The organism is Sphingomonas sp. EU05-FHT14C10 (genome assembly GCF_058790595.1).
Map to the genome: position 1 here is coordinate 42,936 of NZ_JBYTEN010000022.1, position 20,481 is coordinate 63,416.

The 20,481-nt window shown below is 62.8% G+C and carries 25 protein-coding genes; 9 read left to right on the top strand and 16 right to left on the bottom strand.

The window, feature by feature from the left end; all coding sequences use genetic code 11:
• Positions 1-206 precede the first annotated feature (206 nt).
• From AC3WT0_RS17005 to AC3WT0_RS17015, 3 genes are all read right to left on the bottom strand, one after another.
• Entirely contained in the window at positions 207-848 is a 642-nt protein-coding gene (locus AC3WT0_RS17005) for an NrsF family protein (protein WP_230189390.1), read from the bottom strand.
• On the bottom strand, positions 838-1,374 hold the full coding sequence (locus AC3WT0_RS17010; RefSeq protein ID WP_492754627.1) for a sigma-70 family RNA polymerase sigma factor: 537 nt from the start codon (positions 1,372-1,374) through the stop codon (positions 838-840). Before AC3WT0_RS17010 ends, AC3WT0_RS17005 begins: the two co-directional genes overlap by 11 nt.
• A gap of 168 nt (positions 1,375-1,542) precedes the next feature.
• On the bottom strand, positions 1,543-2,481 hold the full coding sequence (locus AC3WT0_RS17015; protein WP_492754628.1) for a helix-turn-helix domain-containing protein: 939 nt from the start codon (positions 2,479-2,481) through the stop codon (positions 1,543-1,545).
• Positions 2,482-2,877: 396 nt separating this feature from the next.
• Between AC3WT0_RS17015 and AC3WT0_RS17020 the strand changes: the two genes are divergently transcribed.
• The 4 genes from AC3WT0_RS17020 to AC3WT0_RS17035 are packed head-to-tail and all read left to right on the top strand — an operon-like array spanning position 2,878 to position 6,039.
• Positions 2,878-4,134 (top strand): hypothetical protein, encoded by a 1,257-nt coding sequence (locus AC3WT0_RS17020; RefSeq protein WP_492754629.1) that lies wholly within the window; start codon positions 2,878-2,880, stop codon positions 4,132-4,134.
• A 23-nt stretch (positions 4,135-4,157) separates the two neighbouring features.
• Positions 4,158-4,436 carry a BufA1 family periplasmic bufferin-type metallophore gene (locus AC3WT0_RS17025; protein WP_492754630.1) on the top strand — a complete coding sequence of 93 codons (279 nt, stop codon included), beginning with the start codon at positions 4,158-4,160 and terminating at the stop codon, positions 4,434-4,436.
• The gene (gene bufB, locus AC3WT0_RS17030; protein ID WP_492754649.1) at positions 4,436-5,278 is read left to right on the top strand and encodes an MNIO family bufferin maturase; all 843 of its coding nucleotides are present in this window, start codon (positions 4,436-4,438) and stop codon (positions 5,276-5,278) included. The genes AC3WT0_RS17025 and bufB overlap by 1 nt, the downstream gene beginning before the upstream one ends.
• Positions 5,275-6,039, top strand: coding sequence for an HvfC/BufC family peptide modification chaperone (locus AC3WT0_RS17035; protein WP_492754631.1), 765 nt, complete (start codon positions 5,275-5,277; stop codon positions 6,037-6,039). The genes bufB and AC3WT0_RS17035 overlap by 4 nt, the downstream gene beginning before the upstream one ends.
• Positions 6,040-6,094: 55 nt before the next feature.
• Here AC3WT0_RS17035 and AC3WT0_RS17040 read toward each other — a convergent pair whose 3' ends face one another.
• The 10 genes from AC3WT0_RS17040 to AC3WT0_RS17085 all read right to left on the bottom strand — a co-directional run bounded on the left by AC3WT0_RS17040 (position 6,095) and on the right by AC3WT0_RS17085 (position 13,677).
• Positions 6,095-6,820, bottom strand: coding sequence for a cytochrome c biogenesis CcdA family protein (locus AC3WT0_RS17040; RefSeq protein WP_492754632.1), 726 nt, complete (start codon positions 6,818-6,820; stop codon positions 6,095-6,097).
• A gap of 145 nt (positions 6,821-6,965) precedes the next feature.
• A complete protein-coding gene (locus AC3WT0_RS17045; protein ID WP_492754633.1) occupies positions 6,966-7,355 on the bottom strand; it encodes a thioredoxin family protein in 390 nt (129 codons plus the stop codon).
• A gap of 92 nt (positions 7,356-7,447) precedes the next feature.
• Positions 7,448-8,524 (bottom strand): ABC transporter permease, encoded by a 1,077-nt coding sequence (locus AC3WT0_RS17050; protein ID WP_492754634.1) that lies wholly within the window; start codon positions 8,522-8,524, stop codon positions 7,448-7,450.
• Complete coding sequence (locus AC3WT0_RS17055; protein WP_230189400.1) at positions 8,521-9,249, bottom strand: ABC transporter ATP-binding protein; 729 nt, start codon at positions 9,247-9,249, stop codon at positions 8,521-8,523. Before AC3WT0_RS17055 ends, AC3WT0_RS17050 begins: the two co-directional genes overlap by 4 nt.
• Positions 9,236-10,315 carry a 3-oxoacyl-ACP synthase III family protein gene (locus tag AC3WT0_RS17060; RefSeq protein WP_492754635.1) on the bottom strand — a complete coding sequence of 360 codons (1,080 nt, stop codon included), beginning with the start codon at positions 10,313-10,315 and terminating at the stop codon, positions 9,236-9,238. The genes AC3WT0_RS17055 and AC3WT0_RS17060 overlap by 14 nt, the downstream gene beginning before the upstream one ends.
• Entirely contained in the window at positions 10,315-10,893 is a 579-nt protein-coding gene (locus tag AC3WT0_RS17065; protein ID WP_294018297.1) for a 3-oxoacyl-ACP synthase, read from the bottom strand. The genes AC3WT0_RS17060 and AC3WT0_RS17065 overlap by 1 nt, the downstream gene beginning before the upstream one ends.
• A 136-nt stretch (positions 10,894-11,029) precedes the next feature.
• Positions 11,030-11,470 carry a CBS domain-containing protein gene (locus AC3WT0_RS17070; protein ID WP_230189403.1) on the bottom strand — a complete coding sequence of 147 codons (441 nt, stop codon included), beginning with the start codon at positions 11,468-11,470 and terminating at the stop codon, positions 11,030-11,032.
• A gap of 136 nt (positions 11,471-11,606) precedes the next feature.
• Positions 11,607-12,602: a YeeE/YedE thiosulfate transporter family protein gene (locus tag AC3WT0_RS17075; protein ID WP_492754636.1), complete on the bottom strand. Its 996-nt coding sequence runs from the start codon at positions 12,600-12,602 to the stop codon at positions 11,607-11,609.
• Between the two features lie 71 nt (positions 12,603-12,673).
• Entirely contained in the window at positions 12,674-13,189 is a 516-nt protein-coding gene (locus AC3WT0_RS17080; RefSeq protein WP_492754637.1) for a TlpA family protein disulfide reductase, read from the bottom strand.
• Complete coding sequence (locus tag AC3WT0_RS17085) at positions 13,186-13,677, bottom strand: YHS domain-containing (seleno)protein (RefSeq protein ID WP_492754638.1); 492 nt, start codon at positions 13,675-13,677, stop codon at positions 13,186-13,188. Before AC3WT0_RS17085 ends, AC3WT0_RS17080 begins: the two co-directional genes overlap by 4 nt.
• A gap of 258 nt (positions 13,678-13,935) precedes the next feature.
• On the opposite strand from AC3WT0_RS17085, the gene AC3WT0_RS17090 reads away from it, so the two are divergent.
• Complete coding sequence (locus tag AC3WT0_RS17090; protein ID WP_492754639.1) at positions 13,936-14,223, top strand: hypothetical protein; 288 nt, start codon at positions 13,936-13,938, stop codon at positions 14,221-14,223.
• Positions 14,224-14,726: 503 nt separating this feature from the next.
• On the opposite strand, the gene AC3WT0_RS17095 is transcribed toward AC3WT0_RS17090, so the two are convergent.
• Together AC3WT0_RS17095 and AC3WT0_RS17100 are read right to left on the bottom strand one after the other, a co-directional pair.
• Positions 14,727-16,091, bottom strand: coding sequence for an ATP-binding protein (locus AC3WT0_RS17095; RefSeq protein ID WP_492754640.1), 1,365 nt, complete (start codon positions 16,089-16,091; stop codon positions 14,727-14,729).
• Positions 16,088-16,810, bottom strand: a complete 723-nt coding sequence (locus tag AC3WT0_RS17100) for a response regulator (protein WP_492754641.1) — start codon at positions 16,808-16,810, stop codon at positions 16,088-16,090. Before AC3WT0_RS17100 ends, AC3WT0_RS17095 begins: the two co-directional genes overlap by 4 nt.
• 165 nt (positions 16,811-16,975) lie before the next feature.
• Here AC3WT0_RS17100 and AC3WT0_RS17105 point away from each other — a divergent pair, with 165 nt between their 5' ends.
• The 4 genes from AC3WT0_RS17105 to AC3WT0_RS17120 all read left to right on the top strand — a co-directional run bounded on the left by AC3WT0_RS17105 (position 16,976) and on the right by AC3WT0_RS17120 (position 19,651).
• On the top strand, positions 16,976-17,389 hold the full coding sequence (locus tag AC3WT0_RS17105; RefSeq protein WP_492754642.1) for a hypothetical protein: 414 nt from the start codon (positions 16,976-16,978) through the stop codon (positions 17,387-17,389).
• Between the two features lie 71 nt (positions 17,390-17,460).
• On the top strand, positions 17,461-17,901 hold the full coding sequence (locus AC3WT0_RS17110) for an EF-hand domain-containing protein (RefSeq protein WP_492754643.1): 441 nt from the start codon (positions 17,461-17,463) through the stop codon (positions 17,899-17,901).
• A gap of 2 nt (positions 17,902-17,903) precedes the next feature.
• The gene (locus AC3WT0_RS17115; RefSeq protein WP_492754644.1) at positions 17,904-18,734 is read left to right on the top strand and encodes a sterol desaturase family protein; all 831 of its coding nucleotides are present in this window, start codon (positions 17,904-17,906) and stop codon (positions 18,732-18,734) included.
• Complete coding sequence (locus AC3WT0_RS17120) at positions 18,731-19,651, top strand: alpha/beta hydrolase family protein (RefSeq protein ID WP_492754645.1); 921 nt, start codon at positions 18,731-18,733, stop codon at positions 19,649-19,651. The genes AC3WT0_RS17115 and AC3WT0_RS17120 overlap by 4 nt, the downstream gene beginning before the upstream one ends.
• A gap of 151 nt (positions 19,652-19,802) precedes the next feature.
• Here the strand turns inward: AC3WT0_RS17120 and AC3WT0_RS17125 are convergent, their stop codons facing one another.
• On the bottom strand, positions 19,803-19,952 hold the full coding sequence (locus AC3WT0_RS17125; RefSeq protein ID WP_492754646.1) for a hypothetical protein: 150 nt from the start codon (positions 19,950-19,952) through the stop codon (positions 19,803-19,805).
• Positions 19,953-20,481: the final 529 nt, after the last annotated feature.

Below are 20,481 nucleotides of genomic sequence, written 5' to 3' on the forward strand. Positions count from 1 at the left end.
AGGTCTGGCGGCGCGCACTGTTGCGCGTTCATCGATCAAGGGTCGGCCTCCTCGCGGCGGCTCGGCTATAGCGATCCATGGGCATCGGCCGGAATGTTCAGTCGCGAAAGACGATCACCTTTCGCGCGCGTGGTGCCCACGACGAACGTCGCCCGGTCTTAGACAGGCTGCGAAACCCGTTTAGGGCAAGGCATTCGCACATTGGATCACCAGCGAGAGACAAGTGGCAGCACCGCCCGCGCCATCAACGTAATCGCTGACACGCCGAGCGAATACCAGAACACGATGTAGAAGGGATCGTCGCTGGGGCAATGGAAGGCGAAGATCAATGCGCCCCATGTCGCCGCGGCAACTCCCACCGCGACGGAACTGGCTTGTCTGTCCGTCGGTGCGCCGCGACGCATCATCAGGCCAAGCGCGACGATTGGCGGAATCGACAAGATCGTCATCACCGTCAGGCATTCGACGCCCATGCGCCACATCAGGCGGGCAACAAGCGCGCTCGTGCCTTGGCCCGCGACATCGATGACCCAGCCGACGAGGAAGAGACCGGCGACCAGCACAGCCCAACGGCGCAGCCCCGAGCGCGGCGACGAGACAGGGTTGAACGAACCGAGAGCGATGTGGACGCCGAACGCCGCCAACAGGGCGAGGCCTCCCATCTTCCACCAAAATGCTGCGCGACCAAGCGCTGCCGCCACGTCAGGACGCAGCGTGCCAAGCGCCAGGAAACCGGCAAGCTCGACGGCGGCCAGGCAAAGCAAAATCGCCAGCTGGCGACGCGGATTCGACGGGCGGACGGGGCGAAGTTCGTCAACCAGTCGATCTAGCAGAAGATCACTCGACATCGGGCTGCTTCTGAACGATCGTGGCCAACCGCGCCAGCCCGCGATGGATGTTGACCTTGATCAGCGACCCGGACTGGCCAGTTCGTGCCGACGCTTCCTCGACGGAGAAACCCTCGATCTTCACCAGTCGAATAGCTTCGGCCTGAGCGGGTTTCAGTTTGGTCATCAACTGAGTCAAGATGACGGAACTTGTCACGCTGCTCTCATGGTCCTCGATGGCGATGTCGTCAGGCAGTTCCTCCATTGTCGCTCGACCCATCGATCGAAGGCGATCGATCCATTTGTAACGGGCGACCGCAGCGAGCCATGGCTTGAACGGGCGTTCGGAGTCATAAGTATGGCGCTTTTCGTGAATCGCGATCAGCGTATCCTGCACGGCGTCATCCACCATGGCCGGCGGCAGACGACGGGCATAGAACCGGCATAACCACTTCCTCAGTTCGTCGAGGAGCCGCCTATATGCCCCGGCATTTCCCTGCTGGGCCGCAACCATCAGCCGTCCCCATTCTTCCTCGGCTGCGGTCATGACTGGCGCCGGGATGAATCGGGCAAGTTCGGCCGTCCGGCGGGCGGTCTGGGGGCGAGGGTCAAGGCGCACGGATACGTATTCGATACAACTAGCTGGCGGGTTACACTCGGCTTCCGCGAAAAATGCGCGGCAGTCCTTGGACGAACCGCGGCGCCGGCCACGCCCTTACGCATCAACAACCTCCTGATGGTCTCGGGCTTTCCGCATTTTTGTCGGGTCCATCCCAAAGGTATTCCGGAAAGCGCGACTGAAATGGCTGCGGCTGATGAATCCGACGCGATTGGCGACGATCGACACCGGAAGCTGCGTGGAAAGCAGCAGATTGCGAGCATGATCGAGGCGTGTGCGGGCCACGAATTCCATCGGTGGAGATCCGACGGTCTCGGCAAACACCTTGGCGAACTTGGAACGGCTCATGCCCGCGCTCCGGGCGAGACCCACCAGAGTGTGGTTGGCGGCCGGATTTTCCATGACCTGGGCGACGGCGCGCGCAAGCGACGGACCCTCGAATAATCCAGGCAACGCCCTCCGCGATCCTTGCTTCTCCGCAAATCGCCGGATCGCGAGAATCAGACAGCTTTTCATGAGCGAGGCAATGAGCGCCTTGCTCCCGATCGATGTGATCCGAGTCTCGAGCAATATCCGTTCGAACGCGCTGCGGGCGAAGGGCTCATCAGCGAGCAACGAATAAATTGGCTCCCTCAGCCCATCAAACGGGCCGAACGATCCCGCGAGATCTGCCGTTATCTGCCCACATGCGATCAGCACGCTCGCAGGCTCGCCCATGGAAGCATCGTAGTGCATCAAGCCATCGCGCCGCCGACTACAGGTTTCCGACGGACTGAACATGCTGGAGGGTGCTGGCGAACCGCCAATGACCTGCCTGATTAAAGGCGGGACTAAAACAATCCCGCCTTGCGGAACCGTCATAATCGGGTCGTCGCCGATCTTGAGGTGCAAGCTGCCCGCGAGCACGAAATGGACCTCGATCTGTTCGAGCGGCGGAATCTCGATCGCCGAGCTCGATGCAAATTCGCATATCGCGAATTCCTTCACGTCCACCGCGAGGACGGCCAGAATCTGATCAAGCGCCGAGTGTTCCATAGCTACTTCATGTGTGCCTTATCGTCAGAATGATTCCAGACGATTCGCAACGGCAGGCAAGTTTCGGACGATCAGGCACGCTAACGGATGATCCGCAACTTCAGATGGCGTGAGCAACCATTTTCTGGCGATCGGCCTTCGCTGCTCGGCGAGACTTACTTGTGCCGCTGGCTGGTCCAAGGTCGGCGTGCCTCGCGCTGTGTCGGCATCGTGCCCGGTGATGACGCATCTGGTTACGGCGGCGGTCCCTTCGGCGGTTGAAGGTCAATGGCGTAAGTGGCGCAACGAACGAGCGCTTTTCGTCGGCTTCTGTAACCTTTTGACAGTTGTCCCGAACATCCGAACATGCGCGTTTTCTGTATCTTTCGGGGCCGGCATCGTCGGCGCACGCATCTTGTGCGATTTGTCGCGGCGGGCTGCGCGGGCTTTCTTGTCCCACCAAGTGCAAACGCGCAGGCAGCCGCTGCCCCCGGACAGTTCGCGCTGAAGGTCAGTGGCTATGCCAACGGCACTCTCGCTGACGCCACGGCCCAGCCCGACGCGGGCGGGGGCGGTCTAGCCGAGGCCGAAGCGGAGATCACACCCCAATACCGCACCACTGGAGGGACGGTCCTTGCATTTCGCAGCGTCGCCAATGTGCAAGGGCTGGCAAGCAATACCTCCTCGTCGTATCGACTGTCAGTCCCGGAGGTGAGCCTGTTCGTCATCGGTGACTTCGGGCGGATCGAGATCGGCGAGCGGGCAGGATTCCCGCAAAGCCTTGTCGGCTTTACTCCCTCCGAGATCGCATTCACGACGCCGGGCTTTGGCCCGGAATCGGGCGCGCGCCTCGATCCGAATGGGCGCTTGCCGACCAGCTTCCTGCCCCGCGGATTGGGATCGCGGGTCAATGCGCTCACTTACCTGGGCTATGCAGCACGTTTCTACGGCGATGCGTCGCCGAAGATCATCTATCTCTCGCCGCGCTCAAAGGGCGGGTTCTACGGCGCGGTTTCGTATACGCCCGAAACAGTGCGGCCTTCGGGCTTCAAAGTCGCCAATGGCACCACGGCACAGAGTGGCACGATCGCCCCTTCGATGGCGGAGGGCCGATTCCGTGACGTGGTTCAGGCGGCGCTTGTCTGGAACCACAGGACCGAGTTGCTCGATCTCTCGATCGGTGGGACCTATTCGCGCGCCACTGCTGACACGCCCGCAACTCCACTCGCGCCGCTCCGGCGGTCCGATTCATTGAGCGGGGGCATCAGCGCCACGTTCCGCGACACGGTCTCGATCGGAATCAGCGGAACCTATGATGGCTGGTCCCGGGTCGCGCGCGCGCCCGCCGGCCTGCGCCGTGCAACCAGACCCTATGGAATTGTCGCGAGCGCCGATTACGTGCGTGGCCCCTGGACCTTCGGCGGATATTATCAGCACGCGACAGCGGACAGCCAAACGCTGATCGTCTCTCGCGATACTGTCGACATCGGTGAACTCGGCGCGTCCTACCTGCTGGATCGCAATCACGATCTGTTGGGGCAGAAGTTCCATACGGACGTAAAACTCTTCGCCGGCATCTATCTCTATCGGTTCGCAAGCACTGTGAGCGCAGCTGATCGGTTGCGGCAATCGGGTCAGGTGTTCCTCACAGGCGCCCGCTTCTCATTCTACTGACTTTCTCAACCGGGAGACAATCGATGAACAAGGCAACCACTATCGTCAGTGCCGCCGGGCTTCTCGCCGCGGTCACCATGGCGGCGAATGCCGCGCACGGCCAGGTCAACGTGCCCAAGCCCACCTACAAATTCGAAAAATGCTATGGCATCGTGAAGGCGGGTGAAAACGACTGTTTCGGGCCGGCGAACGCCTGCGGCGGAACGTCCAAAGCCGACCGTCAAGCCGATGCCTGGATTTATGTGCCGGCGGGGACATGTAAGAAGATCGCCGGAGGATCGACCGGACCCGTAAAATCTTGATGCATCGGGCACCAGGCATCGACTGGGTCGGGATCGGATTGCGCGGCCCCTATCATGCTGCTTTCAGCGATCCCGAGAACGACCCTGCCGTCGACTGGCTCGAGATTCATGCCGAGAACTATTTTGATCGCTCTGGCCCCCGTTATCGCTCGCTCATAGCGATCGCGGACCGCTATCCCATCAGCGTACATGGTGTGGGGCTATCGCTCGGCTCGGCCGGGCCAGTCGATGAGGACCATCTTGAGCGTCTCGCCGCGCTCGTCGATGGTGTCGGTGCGTGCCAGATCTCGGAGCACCTCGCATGGTGCCGGCTTGGAGAAATCTACTACAACGATCTCCTGCCGCTCCCGTTGAGCGAGGAGGCGCTTGATGTCGTCTCGCGCAATGTCGAATACACGCAGCGCCGACTCGGCCGAAGCATCCTGATCGAAAATCCTTCCGCATATCTGGATGTGCCGGGCGGGACGATGAGCGAGGGCGCCTTTCTCAAGCGGCTCGTCGAGCGGACCGGCTGCGGATTACTTGCCGATCTCAACAATCTGATCGTCTCATCCGGCAATCTGGGTCGGTCTCCGCTTGATTGGCTGGAGGAAGTTCCGCTCGAATCAATCGGCGAAATCCACCTTGCGGGCCACGAGTCGGATGCTGCCGGTAGCGGCTTGCTGGTCGATACGCATGGCAGCGACATCGGAGAGGGTGTGTGGATGCTCTACGCCGATCTCGTCGCGCGCATTGGCCCCCGGCCGACGATCATCGAGCGTGATTGCAATTGGCCGCCGCTTGGCGCGCTGCTGGCGGAAGCAGACCGCGCCAGTAAGATTGTCGGGACGGCAGCGCGATGACGGACCGCCGCCTCGCTGAATTTCAGTCACGCTTTGCCGAAAGGCTGTTTGCGGACGCGCCCATCTTCAGCGCGTCCACGGCAACTCGAGGTTATGCCATTCACGCTCGCAACGTCCGAAATTCGCTAGTTTTAGCGCTTGAGCAGAGTTTCCCGGTGGTCCGCGCGCTAGTGGGAGATGCCTTTTTTGTCGAGGCGGCGGGCTGCTTTGTCAGCAATTCTCCGCCGACCAAATCGTGGCTGACCGCTTATGGCCGCGGCTTCCCGGAATTCCTTTCGGCATATCAGCCCGCATCGACATTGCCGTATCTCGCCGATGTCGCCGAACTGGAATGGGCCCGGATCCGGGCAGCCTTCTCCGATGATGCGCCGGCAATCGACCTGCGGGCGCTGACGCTGCTTTCGCCGAACGCGCTCATGGAGCTGGTGGTGAACCTCCATCCGTGTGCGGCGACCATCACGACCTCCTTTCCGATTTATCGAATCTGGATGGATCATCAGGAGCCTGACAGCCTTGAGGAATTGAAAGCTACTCCGCCTGGCCCGGGTAACGAGATCGTTCTTGTCTCACGGTCAGCGGACGGCGAGGCGCTAGTCAGCCGCTTCGAGGCGGCGCGAGCGACATTCCTCATCGCGCTGACCAAGGGTGTCCCACTAGGATCATCTTGGAGCCGGGCATTGGACGACGATCCGGAATTCGATTTGACATCGGCCCTTCAGGAGCTGGCGATGCTGCGCGCATTGGGATCGTCGAGCCGATAGGCGTAGGCGCTGGGGTTGATCGAGGCACACTCTCGGATCGGGCTAACCTTCAGCGTCAGATGGACGTCGTGAGATCGGTCAGCCAGTCGGGCGAAGCGGTGAGAATGGCTCCCTCGACGAGGCGGTCGGTGCCTGTGATGATCAGCAGCCCAACCGCCATGACGAGCACTCCCAGTGCTTTCTTCCCGCTGTTGCCCGCGCTCATCAGCTTGCCGCGCCACTTCGCGAGCACGCTCCGTGCGGCAAGCGCAAGCACGAGTAATACCGAAGCGATACCGAGGCCGAAGGCCGCCATCACGATGGCAACGCCTGCAAGATTCTGTCCCTGGGATGCAAGAATGGTCGCTGCACCCAGCGTCGGCCCGACGCACGGACTCCAAACGAGTCCAAGTAGGGCTCCGATTCCGGCTTGCCCCCAGAGGCCGTATTTCTCAAGTCCGGCTTGGCGTTCGCCCGCCCAGCCCGCCAGCGGCGACGCCAGGCGCTCCGACAATCGCTGAAAATATGGGATGATCAGCGCGAGACCGATCAAGATGAGCACGATCGCGCCGATCAGCCGAACCGTATCGCTGTCGATGCCGGCCGCCTCGCCGACGGTCGCCAAGGCGAAGCCGGTGAGCGAGAAAGAGATTACGAGTCCGGTAGCGAGCGCGAGCGGGCCGAAGCGGTGCCGTTGCGCGGCACTTCCCAGAACGATCGGCACCAGCGGCAGTACGCAGGGAGAAAGGATGGTAAGGGCGCCCGCCGCATAGGCGAGCACCGGGTTCAATGCGTTGCTCATCGTCGTTTCTCCCTGGACATCGCGACCATGACTGGGCGCCGGAGCAAATGGATCACGGCGCGAACGCCTCGGCTTTGTTAGATTTCGGGGCAGCCCTTGCGCTGGTTACAGGCCGAACGACATCGCGGTCCGGGCACCGCCGAGATCAGTGAAGAGTCGACGCCAGCAGCGCATTGATCTTGTCCTTGTTGGTCATGTATTGAATCCGGCCAACCTCCTGCCGCCCGCGAAAGGCAATCAGAGTCGCTTGTTTGCGAACACCGAAGCTTTGCCAAACCGGCTTTTGCTTGTCGTAGTTGATCCGAAAAACGATCAGTCTGTTATAGGCGGACGCCATCGCGGTCTGTTTGATCGTGCGGTTTTGCGAGGCGCAAACCGGACACCACCAGGCATGAACGTCGAGCAGAATGGGGCGGCCCTGCGCCTGTGCCGCAGCAAAGGCCACCTGGTCGAAATCGCGGAACTCCGCAGCTTGCGCTGGCGCGGCCGCAATCGCTGCGGAGAATAAGCTGGCAGTCAGGAAGAAGCGCCGCATCGTAACCTCGTAGAGTTCGTGGTCTGAATAGGTATGGCCCGCAGGTCCATTCGATAGTTCGATGGCGGCTGCGCCATCGTTACAATCCGGGTTCAATCGAGCCTTGACCGATATTGGGCGAGTGCCGCCAGCAGGGTGACGGCAAGGAACATGACGATTGATGCGCCTTGAAGAAGGACGGCACCGGCGTCGCCCCCGCGCAATGTCGCTTCGCGCGCCGCCCGGATGAGATGGGTCAGGGGAAACAGATTACCCAACCACTGCGCCCAGACCGGCAAGGTCGAAAACGGATAGAGGAATCCCGACAGCAACATCGCCGGCAGATAGAATGCGATTGCGCCTTGTAATGCGGCGAGTTGGGTCCGCGCACGGGCGGCAAGGGCCTGGCCAAGGATTAGATGGGCGGATGCGAAGATCGGGAATAGAACGAGCAAGGCTGCGATACTGCCGCGAACCGGCAGATCGAACAGCAGGATGCTGAGCCCCACCACAATCACCCCCTGCGCGGTCCCCACCAAAGCCAGCGGGAGCGTTTTTCCGGCGAGAAGAGCCACGCGGCCAACAGGGAGCGAAGCGAGCGTTTCCCACGTGCCGGTCTCCCGCTCGCGCGCCATGCTCAGCGTTCCCAACATAAGCATGCTGATCATGATGATCGTCCCTGCCAGTGCTGGCAGGAACGCCCAATCGGGGCGCGCGTCGAGGTTAAACAAGCGATCGATCTGTAACCGGGGGCCAATGTCGGCGACCTCATTCCGCTCTGCGAGAGCCTGCCAATAGATGGCGCTGACCTTTTGCTCCGCGACGGCGGTCAGATTGGGATCGCTCGCGTCGATGACCGCCCGCACGGGCGCGAATGGCTCGATAGGAAGCTCGATCCCGATCGAGGCTTTGCCTGCCTCCACCATGGCACGCGCGCCGCCAGGTCGAAGGTTCTGCGCCACAAGCGTGAGGTGCGCGTCCCTGGCGAGGCGCGCGATATCGGCCTGGCCTGCCGGAGGACCGGCAATCGCAACCGCGACGGCGGCTGACGTCGGCCGGATGGCATAACCGAACAGCAGGATTTGCAGCGCGGGGACGAGCAGCAGCAGCGTGAAACTGGTCGGCGAGCGCAACAGGCGCAACAGCTCGACTCTCGAGACCGCGATCGTGGCACGCAGGCTTGCTCTCATCTGCGCGTCGCGAGGCGGATCACCGCGTCCTCAAGACTCGCCGCGCCGGCCTCGACGACAAGCGCCGCCGGCGGCATCGGCCCATTCACCCTGCCATCGGCATAATGTAGGATATACGCGCAGCGCTCCGCCTCGGCGAGATCGTGCGTGCTGATGATGACGCCATGGCCGGCGTCGGCGAACTCGCTCAGCCAATGCCAGATCGTTTGACGGGTGAGGACGTCGAGGCCAGCCGTCGGTTCGTCCAGCAAGAGGATCCGAGGACTGTGGAGTGTCACCGCGGCGAATTGCGCGCGCCGTGCCCAGCCGCCGGACAATAGGTCAAACCGCGTGTCGAGAACCTCACTCAATCCGTATCGCTCGATCGCGAGATCAATCGTCGGCCGCGAAGGCGGGGGTAGCAAGGCTCCCCGAAAGGCAAGATTCTCGCGCACCGTCAGTTCGGGATAGAGCGACAGGCGCTGGCTCATATAGCCGATGTCGCGGCGCGCCTGGCGATCGAGGCGATAGATGTCGCGTCCCCACACGCTGCCTTCGCCCTCGTTTGGCCGGGTCAGGCCCGCGAGCATCCGGAGCGTCGTGGTCTTCCCGCCGCCATTGGCGCCAACAAGGCCGAGAATAACGCCGGGCATCAAGACGAAGCTCAGGTCGCGCACGACCCAGCGCGTGCCGAAACGCCTTCCAAGCCCGCGGACAGAAATCAGGGGTGCCTCACGCGCTTTCATGGACGAAGCCTCCGAACATGTACTTCGTCGCTTCCGCACCAAGCGCGAGCGTTCGGGTGCCGCGCGGCAGTCCTCTCGCCCTCAATTCGGCAAGCGCGATCCAGATCGCGGCCGATCCCGTGTTACCAAGGCGATCGGCATTGACGAAGAAGCGCTCCTCGGGTTGCCCAAGATGGCGCGCCAGAAGCGTGCCGACCTTGCCGCTAGCCTGATGGGGAATGATCCAGTCCACGTCGCCAAGCGCGAGCCCTTGGCTAATCGCCGCTGCGATGCCCGCTTCGAAGAGCTCGGCACCGCCGCGTAGCACGGCCGAGAAGTCATGCTCGAAGCCGAGTGGTCCCCGACTATTGTTGCCGGGCGCGGCCGAGCCGCCGTTGCGCATCTGCAGGCCGGGACTGCGATCGAGCCCGATCGTGCCGAACCAGGCGGCACTCAGACGATCGGCACCAGGCGCTGGCGGTCCAAGGACAATCGCTCCGGCGCCGTCGCCCATCTGGACGAGGTTCACTATCTGGCCAGCTTCATCGGCGAGCGCCGTAAGGTCGAGGAATACGGACCCGGTCTCCGAACCGACAATTGCGACGGGCCGGGCATTTGGGGCAGACAGCAGGCCCATGGCGATCATCAGCGCATTAGCGAAGCCGGTACATGCCTGGCGCAGCTCGACATGTGGCCCGCGATACCCCAGCCGGTCGGCAACGAAGGTGATATTGCCGGGTAGAGGTTGCGCCGGCGTCGCTGTGTGGCCGATCAGATAGCCGAGATCGCTTACCTGGAGGCCCGCGTCGTTCAACGCCGCGCCAACGGCCCGCGCGGCGAGCGTCGGATTGTCCGCGCCTTCGCAAAGCGCGTCTATACGCGCCGACCAGCTTCGGCCGACATGGCGCGTTCGAATGCCGAGACGATCGGCAACGGTTTTCGCAAGCGACCGCTGGCGTCCTTCAAGGCCAGCCTGATCCAGCAGGCGTTCTGTCGCGACCGCCGGGCCCGGGAGCGCGATGCCGGTTCCAAGCACCGCAGCTACCCGGTGAGAAAACCAGGTTTCCGGCGGAACGAGCCGATCCATCAGCGATACAGGCCGGCAGGGATTCGCGCGAGATCGGCGCGTAGCCAGCGTGGATCGAAAGCAAGCGCCTCGAACGCATCGCCAGCTTGCTCGAGCAGGACGGCGAGGGCTTCGCGAACATGCACGCCGACGCAAACGAGCGTAGCTTCGTCAGCTCGATCACATACGAGATGTCGCGTGAGCCGGACATGGCCCGCTTCGTCGCGTGCAATGCGGCGTAATATGCCGGTGATCACCGGATCGGCCGATAACGGAGTGCCCGGGCGCAGCAATCGCGACAATATGAGGCAGACTGCGGAATCGAGTGCCGTGATCCGCGCCAGCCGCATGATATGATCGCCGCGGCCGAGCTCGAGATGGAAGCGCCTCGAAATGGTGCGCAACCGCGTTGCGTCGGGCGGCGGGGGCAACCCTGCCATAAGTGAAGCGATCAAACCATCATGAACCCGTTCTTCGTCGGCGATCAACCTGAGCGCCGCAATGCCCGCGACGTCTGCTATCCCCGAATCGGCGAGGCTGCCGAACGCGAGTCCGGCCGCCTCCTCACCGCACCCCAGAACTGGCAGCAACTCGGCCAAGGCCGCTGCGGCGCGGTCCGGTAAACTCGACTGGATCGGCGAGAATTGTGGACGCGCGGCTGATCCGAAGCAGCGCTGGCTCATTGGCGAGCCGCTCGGGGGGCTCTTGTCGACAGCGGTCACAGGCCACGCGCCGTCAGGCCGCAGTGCGCCAACGCGCGATATCCTGAAGAACGAGGTTCTCCTGGATTTTCTCGTCGAGACGAAACTTCAGCACATCGCCGATGCTGAGAATCCCGACCAGCTTGTCCTCGTCGATCACGAGCGCGTGCCTCGCGCGCAGATGCGTCATGGCCGTCGTGACAACGTTTAGCGTGTCCGTCGAACGCACCGCCAGTGGTTCCTTGACCATGATGTCCTGCACCTTACGGTGCGGAGCATCGCTGCCCCACCGGGCGACAGCGGCGGTGAGTTCGCGCTCCGATATCAGACCGTTCATGTTGCCGGCGGCGTCTTCGACGACGAGCGCGCCGATGCCGGAGGAGGACATGAGACCTGCGGCCGCCGATAGTGTTGCCGTCATGATGATCTGATGAACATTGCTCGATTTGTTATTGAGTACGTCGCGCACAAGCATTTGACATTCCTCTCTTAAACTAAGCGCTCTCACATTCGGCGCGCTCAATCAGATATTCGACCGCGCGCTTCTTCCGGTTACGGCTACGGCTCTGGAGGATGACGATTTTGCGTGTGGCGCGTGACGGACCAAGACGTCACCCCGCAGCGATACCGCTGTGCGAACGCCGCGAAATAGTGAGGAGGACCAGTATCGCCGCCGCCATGGCTGCCGCCGCGATCCAGGCATAAGGGCGCAGGAGGGGCATACCGATCAGCAGCAAGCCGTCGTTGCCGCCGGGAATCAAATCGGCTCCCCAGCCCATCAAGGCGCCCCCGACGAGGCAGCGCAGGGCGGTTCTCACGCTCGGCGATTGCAGGCGGAGCCGGCCACCATGCCACCCGCCGAAGACCGCACCAGCGAAAAGGCTGGCGATCAATATCCACCTTCCGTCACGGGTGCTGCCGCCGTTGCGTGCGATATCCGCAATAACGTCCGTGTACGCCCAGGGGCCGACCGTCAAAAACATCGCGAGGAAGGTCAGGGCAATTCCGATCGTGGCAAGGTGCGCGGTCGATGGGTGTGCGACCAGCGGACGTCTGGCGAGTGCTCCTCCGACGCCAAGAGCACGCCATGCAAGCAGCCCGATGATCGACGCCAGCAGCCAACCGTGCTCGATCAGGCCAGTCGAGGCACTGAACATGCCCGCCGCCATCATCCGGTGCAGATGAACGAACGCGATATCGCCTGCGAGGATTCCTATCGGGGTGAAGGCATAGGCCCATTGCCCCGAGCCCAGCCGCGCGACAGTACCAAACGCGCAGGCGCCGTTCACGCAAGCGCCCGCTCCGAACAAAAGCCCTCCGGCGATTGCCCAGGCCACCGTCGTTGAAGGTTGTGGTACGGTCACCGCGAAACCTGCAAGCCGCGCAATCGCCATCCCACCCGCAACCCAGATCGATGCTTCGGCGATTGCGACGAGGCGAGAGCCTCGTCGCATGTGAAGCAGCTCCTCGATTGCTGCAACGAGGCAGGTGCTCCCGCGCTGGATGGCATATCCCATGACGAAGGTGCAAATGGTGCCGAACAGGATGAGATACGGGGTCAGCGATAGCCCGATCTCGGTAAGTTCGCTCGACCAAGGCATGGCCATCTTTCATTCGCCTCGATTGCACTCTCTGTGCGCCGGGAGCCTACGCGATCCGATATCCGGATCGGTTGCGTTCATTGCGCGCGTGCAATGATCTTGGTCGCCTCGGAGCCAGTCCAATCGATGGAGCGCGTGATCCGCTGAACTTCTGCGCCCTTCGCGTCGAGGATAACGGAATATGGCATCCCGAGTGCGCCGTAGTTCTGGACGGCCGCAAGAGAAGCGAACGCCAGGCGCAGGTGCGGACGGGTGTTGCCGAAGGCAGCCTTGCCCATGCGAGGATCCTCGTCGACCGAGGCGGCGATCACGATCAGTTTGCCTGACCGCGCTGCAGCAAGCCGTTCGAGACTCGCCAGCTCTGCCCGACAGGGTACGCACCAACTCGCCCAGAAATTGACGATGACGGTATGGCCGCGGAGCGACTGTAGCTTGATTGCCCGGCCCTTGTCCGCGACCAGCGCCGGGAATGACGCTGGTCCGGCGGGGTTCGGCCTTTGCCCGGCGTTCGCCGGAACCCCGCCAACCCCGAGCAACGTCAAGGTGAGCACGCACTGGCCAATTGAAAGCGAGACGATGCCTCGCCTGCTCACTGCGCCTTGTCTTTCACCGTGGGCCAGTTCTGCTCAGCGCGCTGGATGGTGCCCGGCACGTCCTTATCGAACAGCGCCTGCGCCTTCTCATTGAAATTCACATAGAGCCTGCCGTTGACCACGCGGCCGGTCTCTGGATCGGCATCGACCTTTTCGCCAAAGGAAGTTCCGATCGCGCAGAAACCGCCAAATTGCGGCACATATTTTGCTGGATCGGCCATGAACTGCTGGCGGTGCTCCTCACTCGCGAAAAGATAACGGGCTCCGTCAAAGCTCGCGTCGAGGCTGGCGAGTCCCTTCGTCGGCTTGCCGGTGTCAAAATAGGCGACAGGATCATAACCGCGCATCGCGAGGCCATCTTGGTCGACGTTCACGGCCGAGGTTGAACCTGGCACGGTCGCGTGCACAGCGGTCGAGGACAGGAAAGCCGACGGCGCAGCAACTACAAGCAACGCAGCTGCTAAAGAACGAAAACCAACGCGCAACATATATCCGTCTCCCATTTGTTCGGACCCTGAGGTGATCCGAGATGAGTTCGACGGCATGACGGTCCCGGTTACAGGTTCCGCGATTATTTCACGACGAATCTCGCGCGATTGCAGCTGTTTTTGCCAACGAACTAACGCCGGGACCGGGCGACGGTGGGGACGTGCGGACTCCGCGGAGGAATATAACGCCGGCGATGGTCATCGTGACACCGGCGCGGGGAGCGCTCGAATATCTTTATGCCGACGGCGTGCTCCAGCTTGAGAATGCTACGGCTGCCGCTGCTGGCGGTGCTGCTCCTGCCGTGGATCGGCTCGCTCCTCGCGGGTCCGATGATGGACAATTTGACTTATGGCTTCGAGCCCCCGCCAGGTTGGATGATCCCCTTTCAATATGGCCTGCTCGCAGCGTCCGCCTTGTTGCCATTCGTCCTGATGCCGATCATGCGTGACGCACGCCGTTTCACCGCCGTTCTCGGCATTCTCAATTTCGCGCTGACGCTCTTCATGGTCGCATCAAACGTCCTCATCCTGACGCCTGAATCGTAGGGACGCGCAAAGGTTCGTGCGCTCGCCCGAGGCGCCGGTGCCATGCTGCTGGCCGAGGGTCCGCAAGACCTCTGCTGCACCGCCTAGGGCTAAGGGCAGGTTTGGGCGGCCGCCAGCGTTGGATGACGGCGAACTGCGGCGCTAGGGTAGCACGCACGGCGACTCGTATTCGTCAGATTGGTCCTGTATGGGGCACCATTAACGCATTGATTTATAAGAAAAATGCGTTTCGAGATTGCCGATTTCCGACTATTATAAATGCTATTATAATAGAGCCTCTGATTTCGGGGGTCGGCCGTCATATCAGCAAGGCAGAGTCGATCAGCCTCAGAAGGGGGCTGAGCCTCTATAAGCAGCTAAAAATTGAGGGACCTACATACGTGTATGACCCAAATCATTGAGGCGTTAGAATTGCCGATCCGGCAGCCGCGATCAGTATTGTGATTCTCCGTTGCAATGGTTTGGTGTAACCATTCCGCAGAGAAGGCCCCAACCTGATCGCGTCACGTGCAGTCGTTTGTCGGCAAGATCCCGGGATACACGACCAGTGCAGAGAAGCCGCCATGTGCGCCGTTTGCGAACTGGACTTTGGCTCCATCGCGCTCCGCCAGCGCCTTGACTATGGCAAGCCCAAGCCCTGCACCACCCGTCGTCCGGTCGCGCGAAGGATCGACGCGCCCAAACGGCTCGCCCAGTCGGACCAGCGCTGCGGCGGGGACGCCCGGACCGTCATCGATGACCCGTACCACGACACTTCTCCCGTCGGCGTCGGCTCCGGCTGCAAGGCGGACATTTTTGCCGTGCCGCAGGCCGTTGTCGATGAGATTGTCGATGATCCGCCGAAATGCGATCGGCACCGCTCTGATCCATAACCCGGGTGGAGGTGGCTCGAGCGTCACGGCAGCGCCGGTTTCGGCGCGGATCGCCGCGACCGCGCCCAGCGCCTGTGCGACATCGATCATAGCCGGCGGTGGCGGATCGGCGGCGTCGCGGCTGGCGAACAGCAGGGTATCGTCGAGCAGGGCAGACATTTCATCCAGATCGCGGGTCGCGCGTGCGCGCTGGTCTGGATCGTCGATGAATTCAGCGCGCAGGCGAAGCCGGGTGAGATAAGTGCGCATGTCATGCGCGATCCCCGCGAGCATCCGCGTCCGCTCGGCCATCAGCGCCCCGATCCGCGCTTTCATCTCGTTGAAGGCGGCCGACAGGTCGCGCAGTTCGCGCGAGCCCTGGAGCGGCAGGTCAGGCGTCTGGAGATCGGTCGCGAAGCTGCGCACGCCGCGCGATAGTCTGACGAGGGGGCGCGTCGTCTGGCGCACGGCGAAAGCGAGAATCGCCAAAAGCAGCAGGCCGCTCGTTGCTCCCAGAAAGGCGCGCTGACGCAGATAGGTGCGGACCACGCTCGAAGGGCGGCTGTCGATCAGCAGGCGGCTGCCGTCGGCAAGCGAGATCGTAAGCGTGATAGGCGCGAAGAAGCGGCCGGGCCATGGGCGTGCGCCGACGAAGCGTCCGAGTAGTGGACGCCGGCCGCTCAGCCCGATGATGCGGCCTGGCATCGCTGCGACGTAGCGGGCCCGCAGATCGGCCAGATCGTCGCTGTCCGGGCGCGTCTGCGGATCGCGCGTCAGGCGCAGCGTGTAAAGCGATCCGTTCATCGTATCGAGCAGCATCGCGCGCCGCGCCGCCGGCTCTTGCTCCAGCGTCTCGGCCATGATCCGGGCCTGGGCGGGAAGAGGAAGGTTGTAGGGCCGATTCTCGTCGCCACGCGACGGCAGCGAAAGCAGCCCCCAGATCAGCGCCTGGAATATCACGAAGCCGCCCAGCAATATCGCGCTGATGCGCAGTGACAAGTTCGAACCCAGCGTCATGATCCGATCCGTTCGCCCGGGACTGTCAGCAGATAGCCGCCGCCGCGCACCGTCTTGATCAGCGTCTCGCCGCCGGACTGGGCAGCGAGCTTGCGCCGTAGCCGCCCCAGCTGGACGTCGATCGCGCGATCGAATGGCCCGGCGCTGCGCCCGCGCGTCCAGTCGAGCAACTGGTCTCGATTGAGGACGCGCTGGGGATGCGTGACGAAGGCCACGAGCAGATCGAATTCGCCGCCCGTAAGATCGACGGCCTCGCCGTTTGGCGCGGTCAGCGCGCGCGCGCCGACGTCCAGCATCCAGCCTGCAAAGCCATGGCGTTCGGAAACGCCACGGGCCGCCACGCGATCGGCATCGCGCGTGCGGCGCAGGATCGCGCGGACGCGCGCAATCAGTTCGCGTGGGTTGAAAGGCTTGGGCAGATAATCGTCCGCGCCGATTTCCAGCCCGACGATGCGATCGACGTCATCGCCCTTGGCGGTGACCATAAGCACGGGGAGATCGCCGCGCGCGCGGATGCGACGGCAGAGCGACAGCCCGTCCTCGCCCGGCAGCATCAGATCGAGAATGGCGAGGTCGACGCGTTGGCGCTCGATCAGTCGATCGAACTCGGCGGTGTTGCGACAGCCTGCCGTATCGAACCCTTCGCGCGTAAGGAGCGCGGTAACCAGAGCCCTGATCTCATTGTCATCCTCGACGACGGCGATGAAGCTCGTTTCCATGAAGCGCTTGTGCCGCAATGCGTGGCGGCGCGGAATATCGCGACGGCCCAGCGTTACACTTCGTTACGCGATGTCACCTTGCTGCCGCACTGGGCTTACGCTGCGGCTTTAGAGGAAGGATCAGCGGCATCGTGTCGTCGCCAGAACCGCTCATGAGGAATAGTCATGCACAAGACCTTCGTCGCATTCGCCGCCGTTGCGGCTACGTTTGCCACAAGCCTGGCGGTCGTGGCACCGGCCGAGGCCCGCTCGCGCTTCGTGAGCGTGCAGGGTGCCGGCGGGCGCGGCTATACCAGCGCGCGCTCGGTCAATCGCCAGCAGGGCAGCACGTCGGCTTCGCGCAATTTCCAAACCAATGGCGGTCAGGGCATCAGTTCGACCCGCGCGGCCAATTGGGGCAATGGCAGCTATTCGGGCGGTGCGACGCACACCACCAACAACGGCACGACCTTCGGCCGATCGACGACTGCGACCAACAACGGCGATGGCTCGGGCAGCTTCTCGACCACGCGGACCGGCGCCGACGGCCAGTCGCATACTGTTTCGGGCACCGTATCCACTGACCGCACTCCGCATTGAACGGAAAACGGCGCCCGTGGCCGGTCGCAGTTCCTCCTGGGCGACCGGCCGCCCCCATCAAGGATGATCCGATGAAGCCTGCCTATCTTTTCCTGCCCTTCGCGGCGCTCTGCGCATTTTCGCCGGCCATGGCCCAGCGCTTCGGCGGTAGCGACGGCATGCAGCTCTTTGAAAGCGCCGACGCCAACCATGACGGCGTCGTGACGCGCGCCGAATTCGTCGCCGCCCGCAATGCGCGTTTCGACAAGATGGACCGCAACGGCGACGGCGTGATCGACAAATCCGATTTCGCGCGCCTTGCCAGCTTTCGTCCGCAGGCGACCGGCCGGATCGACGCCCTGATCGCGCAGGCCGATGCGAACCATGACGGTAAGGTCACCCGTGCCGAGCTCGCCGCCGCGCCCGCACAGGCTTTCGACCTCGCCGACGCCAACCATGACGGCAAGGTCGATCGCAACGAACTTGCGGTGGCGCGCACCACCGTATCCGCAATGCGCGGCAACGGGCGCTGACGATGCTGCTCACGCGTTCGCCGATCTGGCTGGGCATGATGGCGATGCTGATCGCCGCCGAACTTTGCTGGCGTGTTGCGAGCCGGCGAGGCTATGATAGCAAAACCGCGCTGACTACCTTCGGCATCGTCATCGGCGGGATTCCCTTTGCGCTGCTCAATGCCGCCGTCGTCGGGACGATCTTCGCCTGGGCGGCGCGCATTGCGCCCGTCCACTGGCCGATCGGCGACCGGTGGAGCTGGGCGGCGGGTTTCCTGGCGCTCGAACTCGCCTATTACTGGTTCCACCGCGCCAGCCATCGCGTTCGCTGGATGTGGGCGACGCATTCGGTGCATCATTCGGCGACTCAGATGACGCTGCTTTCTTCGCTGCGGCTGGGCTGGACCAATCTGCTCTCGGCGGGCTGGATTTTTTATGTGCCGTTGGTGTTCGTGGGTTTCGATCCGCGCATGGTGATCGCGCTGCTGGCGATCAATCTGCGCTACCAGTTCTTTCTGCATACCGAGGCGGTCGGGCGGCTGGGGCCGTTGGAGTGGCTGTTCAACACGCCGGCGCATCATCGGCTGCACCATGCCTCCAATGAACCTTATCTCGATCGCAACTATGGCGGCGTGCTCATTATCTTCGACCGTCTGTTCGGCACGCTCGGCGTTGAGCGCGCCGACGAGCCGATCCGCTACGGCCTTGCCAATCGCGTGTCGACGGCCAACCCGGTCCGCATCGCGTTGCGCGAATGGGTTGCGATGGCGCATGAGGTGGCGCGCGCGCGGGATTGGCGAACGGCATGGCGCGCGATGTTCGCTGCGCCGGGCGATCTGGAGAAGGCGCAATGAGCAGAGTTCTCATCCCGGCGTCGCTCCTTCTTCTTGTCTCCGCGCCTGCTTTTGCAGGACAGCTATGCGAGGCGAGCTGGATCGATGCGTCGCGCGACAATCGCGCCGTTCCGGTGCGCATCCGCATGCCCGACGGTATTGGAAAAGTGCCAGTGGTGCTGTTCAGCCATGGTCTTGGCGGGTCGCTCGATTCGGGGACCAATTGGGTCGATGCATGGGCGCAGGCCGGGATCGTGGTGATCAACATCCAGCATCCCGGCAGTGATCGCTCGATCATCGCCGGTGGCGCGCTGCTGGCGGCGATGTCGCCCACCCAGCTCGCCGCACGTGTCGGGGATGTGCACTTCGTGATCGACGAGTTGTCCCGGCGCAAGCGCGAGGGCGCCTGCGATCTCACGCGCTTCGATCTGACGCGGATCGGTATGTCGGGCCACAGTTTCGGCGCGCATACGACTCTGGCGATCGCCGGCCAGCATTATGCAGGCGGTTTCGGCAAGGGGTTTGCCGACGCGCGCGTGAAGGCGGCGATCGCATTCAGCCCGGCGCCGCCGATGCGCGGATCGGACAGCGACGCCTTCGGCGCGATCGCGATTCCGGTGCTGAGCGTGACGGGAACAGCCGACACAGCGCCGGTCACGCCGCAGATCAGCGCAGCCGATCGCCAGCGCCCCTTCCGCGCCATGCCGGTGGGCGGCAAATATCTGCTCGTGCTCTCGGGCGCGACGCATATGGACTATAACGGGCAGGACAACCTGCGCCGGCGCGCCGCGAAAACCGATCCGCGCGTCAAAGAGCTCACAATCGCTGCGACGACCGACTTCTGGCGCTGGGCCTTGCTTGGCGACGGCAGCGCGAAACGCGAGCTGGATGGACTCCAGGCTCGATTGGGGCAGGGCGATTTGTTTGAGATTCGCTAATTTCTTATGGGCGAAGGTTCCGTATGGAACGGTAGGTTTCGATTGGCCGCTTCTGAAAATCTATAAGTCCGCAACCAGCTGGTAATCGACCCATCGTGCATAACGGTCATAGTTATCCGAAAACCAATATCGTCACCGCCTTCGAGGCTGATCAGCTCTTCGGCTTTTCGCTTTTCTTGGCTGCGACGCCTTCGGCGATGAGGCGGCGAATGGCTTCGGAGCGCGACCCGATCTGGTGCGCCTGTCGCCATGCGTTGAGAGCCTCGATCTCAGTCGGGCTGATCACCAACTGGATGCGCACGTCCTTTTCTCCATTTCATGACAATGCCAACGCCGCGCAACTCAAACAACAAACCTCGTATGCTGTAGTTGCACAACTAACTTCACATGGGCAGTTAACGGATCTATTTCGCTCCCGAAAGGGAGGCAGTCACGACCATCCTGCGATGGATCAGGCGGATGCTGCGCGCGAGCGCAGGCCATCCCCGCCACGCGCGCGAAGCCAAGAGCATGCTCTACGATGATTGCGAGTGCCTTCGCTGCGGCGCGCGACAGGTCGATGATAACTTCTAGGGGGCAGGCCGACGGTCACGGCGCTGCACCACGATTCTGAGCGCAGCGACGGGGGGCGCTCTCCACCTGCGCGGCGAACGCATCATCACTCCAGACGCGCTGTGTCAGCTTTCGTTAGAAAGCCGCAGCCATGGACGTCTTCTCCATCTCGCTTCGGTTGCTCTACACTGCGGCGAAGGCGTGACGTGACCCCCGGCTTTCATCCAGCGGCAACCAGAGACCGATCATTGTTGTCGCGCATCAGCGCAGGTGAAGCA